Origin of the sequence: Pseudanabaena sp. 'Roaring Creek' (genome assembly GCF_001402795.1) — a bacterium.
In the GTDB taxonomy this organism is placed as follows: Bacteria; Cyanobacteriota; Cyanobacteriia; order Pseudanabaenales; family Pseudanabaenaceae; genus Pseudanabaena.
The window spans coordinates 1-7,651 of the sequence record NZ_LIRE01000183.1 but is presented as its reverse complement, the minus strand read 5'-3'; the positions used below and the strand labels follow the sequence as shown (position 1 = coordinate 7,651).

Annotated in this window: 6 protein-coding genes; 4 read left to right on the top strand and 2 right to left on the bottom strand. The window is 44.9% G+C overall.

The window, feature by feature from the left end; genetic code table 11:
- Positions 1-344: 344 nt before the first annotated feature.
- The 4 genes from AC805_RS05815 to AC805_RS05800 all read left to right on the top strand — a co-directional run bounded on the left by AC805_RS05815 (position 345) and on the right by AC805_RS05800 (position 6,133).
- Entirely contained in the window at positions 345-1,082 is a 738-nt protein-coding gene (locus AC805_RS05815) for a Ycf66 family protein (RefSeq protein ID WP_055074538.1), read from the top strand.
- Positions 1,083-1,406: 324 nt separating this feature from the next.
- Entirely contained in the window at positions 1,407-3,044 is a 1,638-nt protein-coding gene (locus AC805_RS05810; protein ID WP_055074539.1) for a serine/threonine-protein kinase, read from the top strand.
- A 67-nt stretch (positions 3,045-3,111) separates the two neighbouring features.
- Positions 3,112-4,557, top strand: a complete 1,446-nt coding sequence (locus tag AC805_RS05805) for an FAD-binding oxidoreductase (protein WP_231662455.1) — start codon at positions 3,112-3,114, stop codon at positions 4,555-4,557.
- 208 nt (positions 4,558-4,765) lie between these two features.
- The gene (locus AC805_RS05800) at positions 4,766-6,133 is read left to right on the top strand and encodes a (Fe-S)-binding protein (RefSeq protein ID WP_055074536.1); all 1,368 of its coding nucleotides are present in this window, start codon (positions 4,766-4,768) and stop codon (positions 6,131-6,133) included.
- Between the two features lie 139 nt (positions 6,134-6,272).
- Here AC805_RS05800 and AC805_RS05795 read toward each other — a convergent pair whose 3' ends face one another.
- Both AC805_RS05795 and AC805_RS05790 read right to left on the bottom strand, forming a co-directional pair.
- On the bottom strand, positions 6,273-6,839 hold the full coding sequence (locus tag AC805_RS05795; protein ID WP_055074535.1) for a cupin domain-containing protein: 567 nt from the start codon (positions 6,837-6,839) through the stop codon (positions 6,273-6,275).
- A 41-nt stretch (positions 6,840-6,880) separates the two neighbouring features.
- Entirely contained in the window at positions 6,881-7,483 is a 603-nt protein-coding gene (locus AC805_RS05790) for a sigma-70 family RNA polymerase sigma factor (protein ID WP_055074534.1), read from the bottom strand.
- Between the last annotated feature and the right edge of the window lie 168 nt (positions 7,484-7,651).

Here is a 7,651-nt window from a genome sequence, read left to right as displayed (position 1 = left end):
TATAGCAGTAGCCAGTTATGTTAGGACAAAAACAAAACCCAGAAGAGTGTTGCGGCGCTAAGCGCCGCAACACTCTTCTGGTTTCTATGTCTTAACTTATTTGGCTATAGCTATATCCAGACATTAAAAGCCCTGCATTGCAGGGCTTTTAATGTCTGAATAGACAAATAGTAACCAAATCAGCCCTCCCGTTAATGTTTTAGGATGGACATGAAAATTGCTGTTAATAGTGTAAATTGGCATCAGTGTATAGCTTTGTATTGTTATACTGACGTAAAGATTGTCCACTCAAAACACCGCTTACATAGCGACAAAATGCAGGTATTTAGGAGAAATATAGAGCCATGATCAACATCGGTGGCAACCCGCTAATGATACTTTTGGCAATTGTTGCCGCTTTAGGAGGCGTGGGTTTATATTTTGTGCGAAACTTTCGCCCCGAACTAGCCCGCGACCACGACATCTTTTTCTCCGCGATCGCCTTGGTTTATGGCATCATCCTACTAGCCTTTAATTTTCGGATGGAAATTACTACCCAACTAGCCCAAGTGCTGGTTGTCGGTTTTGCAGGTTGGTTTGCAGTGGAGTCTTTGGTATTGCGTCAAGCTCTAGCGAATCAAGCTAGGAGAGCACCATCTAGCCCCCTAGTTGACGATGAAGAGCCCATTGGTTCTGATTATCGTGTTGAGATCGATCCCACTCGTGAGATTGCGCCCCGTCGCGATCGCAATACAACATCCCGCCGCATGGGTGGTTCCCTATCCAATGGGGCTGAGGCTAGCGAATTAAGGGGAGATACGACGGATTCGCGCCGTTCCCGTCGTCCCAAACGCGGAGACACTGGTACCAATGATTCGGTGATTGATATCGACGAAAGCGATATTCGTCCTGTTAATCCCAAACGTCGCCCAAGACCTAGCAGTGATAATATAAATGGGGAACGTCCAAGAAATCGCAACGGAGAGTCTGATAACTTTAATAGTGAATCTGGCAAAGACACCGCTGCTTCTGGGCGTAGACGGAGACCGAACAGACCCTCAGCATATCCAAATACTGAGAATACAGATAATGATGATTTTTAGATTGATTTTAATAAATCAATCTAAAAAAATTAAAAAGTCTATTTTTTGAGTCTATTTTTTGAGTCTATTTTTTGAGTCTATTTTTTGAGTCTATTTCTGAAATTTATCCAAATCAACTTCAATTTATCGTCATTTACTCTATAAACAATCTTCTATGATTTGTAAGATTTACATCTAAAAATTTGCAAATCTTACAAGCATAAAAAGTTCCCAGAATTTTTGAGATTGATTTAAGTTATGTACATCCGCAGATTAGTGGCATATTAACTGTTACAAATCCTGCAACTTGATTTGATCAACCATTACTTGGGCTTTCGATCAACCGTGAGTTATTGCGTTAATCCAAACTGTGCTAATCCAAATAACGAACCATTTGCCATTAGTTGTGCTTCCTGTGGTTCTCATTTAAAGCTGCGAAACCGTTATCGAGCTAGCCGTCCACTGGGCAAAGGTGGATTTGGGGCAACATTTCTGGCTGCCGATGAAGGGTTGCCAGGATTTCCATCCTGCGTCATCAAGCAATTGCGCCCCAATACCCAATCCGCCAGTGTCATGAAAATGGCGCGGGAGTTATTCGAGCGTGAAGCCTTTACCCTTGGGAAAATCGGCAGTCATCCGCAGATCCCGCGTTTACTAGATTATTTTGAAGAAGACGCTAATTTTTACTTAGTTCAAGAATTTGTCGATGGCGAAACCTTGAAGCAGGAATTTGAGCGACGCGGAGTGTTTAGCGAAATTGAAATTCGCAAGGTACTTACTGAGATTTTCCCTGCCCTTGGGTTTATGCATCAAAACGGGGTGATTCATCGAGACATTAAGCCTGCAAATATCATGCGGCGCAAGCAGGATGGACAGTTAGTGTTAATTGACTTTGGTGCGGTTTCGAGCCAAGTCAATAAGCCATCGGCGGAAGAAGATCCGAGTGGTTTGCTTACAAATTTTGCGATCGGTACGCCAGGTTTTGCACCACCCGAGCAGATGGCGATGCGACCTGTATATTCTAGCGATCTGTATGCGACCGCCATGAGTTGTCTGTATCTGATGACAGGGCGATCGCCTAAAGATCTGCCCCACGATCCCTATACAGGCGAGATCAATTGGAAATCGCAGGTCAAACTGAGCGATCGCTTAAGGGTAGTTTTCGAGAAATTGCTACAGCAATCCGTAGCCCAGCGATTTCGTTCGGCGGAAGAAGCTCTACGCGCCTTAGAATCTGGCAATATTTCGGAAGAACCTCCGAAAGCTGTAACTCCATCGGCAAATTATCAATCTTCGGCTCCCCCTTCCTCTGTAACTGTGAGACCCTCAACCACCCAGATCCCTAACTCACGGATCCAACCCCAAAAGTATGGCAGTGGCACACAGGGAACGCAGTTTGACAATACTGGGATGATGACTACTGGCAATACCCGCGCTGGTGCTAGCCGTGTCGGTGGTGGAGAAATTAAAGGGGGAAGAAAAGTAATTGTCGAATACAACCAAGGCAAACGTAATTTTGCCAACCAAGACTATTCTAAGGCAGCCTTTGGTAGTGCAACGCTTTCAGGCATTGTGATGAGCCGTTCCAAATTAGTTGAGGCGGACTTTTGTCATAGTGATTTATCCAACTCTAGTTTCCAAGGCGCAAATCTATCACAAGCAAAATTAAATAGTGCCAATTTACGGGAAGCAAAAATGCAACGCGCTGTATTAGTTAAGGCGGATTTGGGCAGTGCTTCCATGATTTTAGCTGATATGCGTGAGGCAAATCTCCAATCAGCTTATATGAGCAAGGCAGATCTTTCGGGGGCAAATCTAAGTGGCGCGAATTTAAAGGGAGCCTATCTCAGTCAAGCCAATTTAAATGGCACTAACCTTTGTGGGGCAGATTTAAAAGGAGCGAAAATTACCGACGAGCAACTATCCCAAGCTAAAACTAATTGGGGTACGATTCGACCTGATGGTAGTAAACGCCTGTTTTAATGGGAGCGCTTTGCGCTCAACACCAAACCCAGTAAGGTCTTGAGATTCCCAAAATGGCAACGCCATTTTGGGAATTGGTATAATATCGATCTCTTGGGGTAGCACTTGGTGGTATACCCGCGCACCTACGGACATTAAGCTTGTGAGAATTAGTGATAACGAACTGATCGCATTATGCACTGACCTAATCGGTAAGGATAATGTGTCTTTATTTGAGAGACTAGAGCCAAATTTGCATCGTCGCATTGTAAATAGTCTCGCTCCCGATAGCTTGCCTCCCGCTTGCGTGATTTATCCGCAAACGATCGCTGAATTATCTGCGGCGATTACCCTAGCTTGCAATTACAGTTTGCGGGTTTTGCCCTGTGGCAGTGCGACTAAATTAGATTGGGGTGGTTTAGTAAGTCGAGCGGATCTAGTTGTCAGTACCGCAATGCTCGATCGGCCGATCGAGCATTGTGTTGGCGATCTCACGGTTACGGTTGAGGCGGGGGTTAAGTATCGGGATTTGCAAGCCCTGCTTGCTAAGCAGGGACAATTTTTAGCGATCGATCCGCCCTATGCTGCCGAGGCGACTATGGGCGGGATTCTAGCGACGGGCAGTTCGGGCTCATTACGCCACCGCTATAACAGTGTGAGGGACATGTGCTTGGGGATCGAGTTTGTCCGCGCGGATGGCGCATTGGTCAAGGCAGGAGGTCGTGTCGTCAAAAATGTCGCGGGCTACGACTTGATGAAATTACTAACGGGTTCTTACGGCACTTTGGGGATCGTCTCCAGTATTACCTTTCGACTTTATCCCTTACCTGAATATAATCAGATTGTCGTACTTACTGGTACTGCCGAAGCGATCGCCACCGCTCAACAACAAATTAGTACCTCCGTACTTACACCCACTGCCTGCGATCTACTATCGGCAACGGCGATCACCGATCTGGGGTTGGGGCAAGCGATGGGCTTAGTAATGCAATTTTCCAGTCTCAAAGCTAGCGTAATCGCGCAGGGCGATCGCCTAGCGACCCTTGCCAAGGAACTAAATTTAGAAGTACAGGTACTGGGTGAAACTTGCGAATTTTGGGAATTGCTAGAGATCCTCATCTGGCAAGATGAGCTGCGAAATTTATCTCCAGCTTTGACTCCGTCTACTGACAATGGAGATTATGTAATTTGCAAATTAGGCATACTGCCCTCAGTTAGCGTGACCTTTCTTCAGCAATGCGAACAAATCTTTGATAGTCAATCCTATTACCTCCAAATCCATACAGGTAGTGGCTTAGGCATTTTACGGGTAGAGGAGGTTGGGGATTTAGAGGCGATCGCGACCCAGATCGCTAAGGTTAGAAGCCTTGTTGAAGCTCACCAAGGATTTTTGACAATTCTCGAAGCCCCTCAAGAGCTGAAATTTAAAACTAATGTATGGGGATATACGGGTAATGCCAGCGATTTGATGGGCAAAATTCGCCAACAGTTCGATCCGAGAAGTCTATTGAGTCCTGATCGGATGTTTTCGTGATTTTTGCCTTATTTGTGCCTTTAGCAAATATTTGCCTTTATCCATTACCTATAGCGGTATCCAGTTATGCTAGCAAAATCCCAAAAAACCTTTATCAAAACCCATTTATAGAGTTGTGGCGCAAAGCGCCACAACTCTATAAATGGGTTTTGGGATTTTGCTATACAAGCTTTCTTTTGTAAATTCACGAGTCAATTCACGAGTAAATATGCAAGTTTCCGACCAGCCAAACTCTGAGAACCGAAATACTGACTTGAGGGGCGATTCTCTGTTTCCAGCCTTTGACAGCAAAAATCCGCCCAATCCACAATTAATTGATGCCTGTGTTCATTGTGGCTTTTGCTTGTCTACCTGTCCGAGCTATCGCGTCATTGGCAAAGAGACTGATTCTCCAAGGGGGCGCATCTATTTGATGGATGGTATTAATGAGGGCGAGATACCTCTTTCTCCAGCGATCGCCCAGCATTTTGATTCCTGTTTGGGATGTTTGGCTTGTGTCACTACCTGTCCTTCGGGCGTGCAGTACGACCAACTCATCGAAGCGACACGCGCCCAAACGGAAAGAAATCATCCGCGATCGCTACCTGAGCAATTATTACGAAAATTTATTTTTGCCACTTTTCCCTATCCCAAACGGCTCAGGGTTTTACTTGCGCCCCTATTGGCTTACCAAAAACTAGGTTTACAAAAATTACAGCGATCACTGGGTTGGCTAGAAAAACTATTGCCCAAGCAGATTCTAGCAATGGAATCACTCCTGCCCAACCTCACGCCCCAATCATTTCAAGATAATTTTCCTGAAGTTATTGCGGCAAAAGGTGAAAAGCGCTATCGCGTAGGCATGTTATTGGGATGCGTGCAACGGGTATTTTTGCCAGAGGTGAATAATGCCACGGTGCGTGTGTTAACGGCAAATGGTTGCGAAGTAGTAGTCCCAAAAATGCAAGGGTGTTGTGGTGCTTTGTCCCATCACCAAGGTCAGGAAGCGCAAACCTTGGAACTTGCGAAACAAACTATCGATGCTTTTGCCGATTTAAATCTCGACGCAATATTGGTGAACGCATCGGGTTGCGGACATACTCTCAAGGAATACGGGCATATTTTAAAAAACGATCCTGATTATGCTGCCAAAGCAGAGCTATTTTCGCAGAAAGTAAAAGACGTACAGGAATTTCTCGATCGCGTTGGGCTCACTGCCAAGCTCTCCCCTTTACAGGATCGCCCTCTGGCGATCGCCTATCAAGATGCCTGCCATATGCTGCACGGACAAAAAATTAGTCTTGAGCCCCGCCGTTTGCTACGCCAAATTCCAAATGTTCAGCTAAAGGAATCCATTGATGCGGCTCTTTGTTGTGGTAGTGCGGGAATTTATAACATCTTGCAACCTGAGGTCGGGCATGAGTTAGGAGAAATGAAGGTAACGAATCTCACCGATACTGGCGCTCAGTTAATTGCTTCCGCCAATGTTGGCTGCATTACCCAAATTCGCAAACATTTAAAATTGCAAAATAAAAATACTCCACTCATGCATCCCATGGAACTGCTGGACTATTCCATTCGGGGCAAAAAGCTGTAGCGCTCGCGTAGCGAGCGCTACAGCTTTTTGGATTTTATATTTCATAGCTATCACCAAATGTACTAGGACATAAACCCCAAGAATTGAGTGGCGGCGCTTCGCGCCGCCACTCAATTCTTGGGGTTTGATTTGTCCTAATTCAAGTAACTGTAGCTATAAAAGCATCATCTATGGAAGTGCACACAAAAAACATACAGCCTGCGATCGCTACTGGGGCATGTTGGGAGCCTGCCTCCGAGTATAGATAGTCGCCAGCCCGATAGGTCACGCCGCGATCGATTAGCTCGCCTGCTAACATCAAAATTTCTTCCCCCGTTTTATGGTGATGAGCTGGATACTCCACATCCTTAATCGCACGAATTAAAGATGATATTTGCCTTTTTTCTAGATCGCGTTTTAATACCACCATCAATAAACCTTCGATGGGGTGAGGTTGCCATTGGCGATCTTCCGATCGCAGGGCAATAAAGTCTGAGCTGTTGGCTTGTGTCTGAATGCGATCGAATAGCCTGTGCTTGAGACTAGCAGGAACCGCTAGAGGTTTTTCGTTATAGGCAAGAGTCGAAACAATATTACGCAGCGATCGCAATTCGAGATCGATTTCTGGAGAAGCCGTGGCAAGTTCTTCTATGGATTGAATTTCGGGAGGAGAGATGGCTGTAATCGCCGCCAATGCAAGCAGTTCATTAATTTCTTCTTGATTCATGCAGGTTAGATCCTAATATTTACGATTGATACCAATATTCCCTAGAAACTAGACCACTCATCACCAATCAATTCCCGCAACTTTTTCAGCCCCAGACGAATGCGGGTTTTGACAGTGCCAAGGGAGATTCCCGTTTTTGCAGAAATTTCACTATGACTGAGCCCACCAAAATAAGCTAGTTCTAAAACTAAACGTTGATCATCGGGAATTTCACTCAGACAAGTTGTTACATAGGATCGCCTCTCGCGGATCAAGACATCCTCCTCAGGGCTATCGGTATGGGGCTTCATCATGATGGCATCCTCCGATATAGCCACTGCTTTATCAAGCCTTGCATAACTGCGTAACCGATCTAAAGCACGACTACGGGTCAACATGAATAGCCATGTATCTACTCTTGCCTTTTGGGAATTATAGTTTTTGGCAATTCTCCATACTTGAGTAAATACGTCCAAAACGATCTCTTCGGATTCCTCCGCTGAGTTAAGAATGCGATAGGCGATCGTATAAATGATGCGGGAATAGCGATCATATAGTAATGACAAGGCTGTTTGATCCTGTTCGGCAATGCGGCTAATCAGCAAAATTTCATCTTGCCTACTTGCAGTATCAACTTTAAGAAATTTGCGATCGCATGAATCCAAGATTTAATTCTCTCCGTATTCCTATTCAAATCAGTGACAACCAACTTCTCTAATCATCTTCAATCAATTCTATGGTTCGGCAAACATCAATAGAAATTAATTACAAAATTAATTTTGTAATTAATTAAGAAGAACCGATTAAGTACCTCAGCATAATTAAAATCCAGA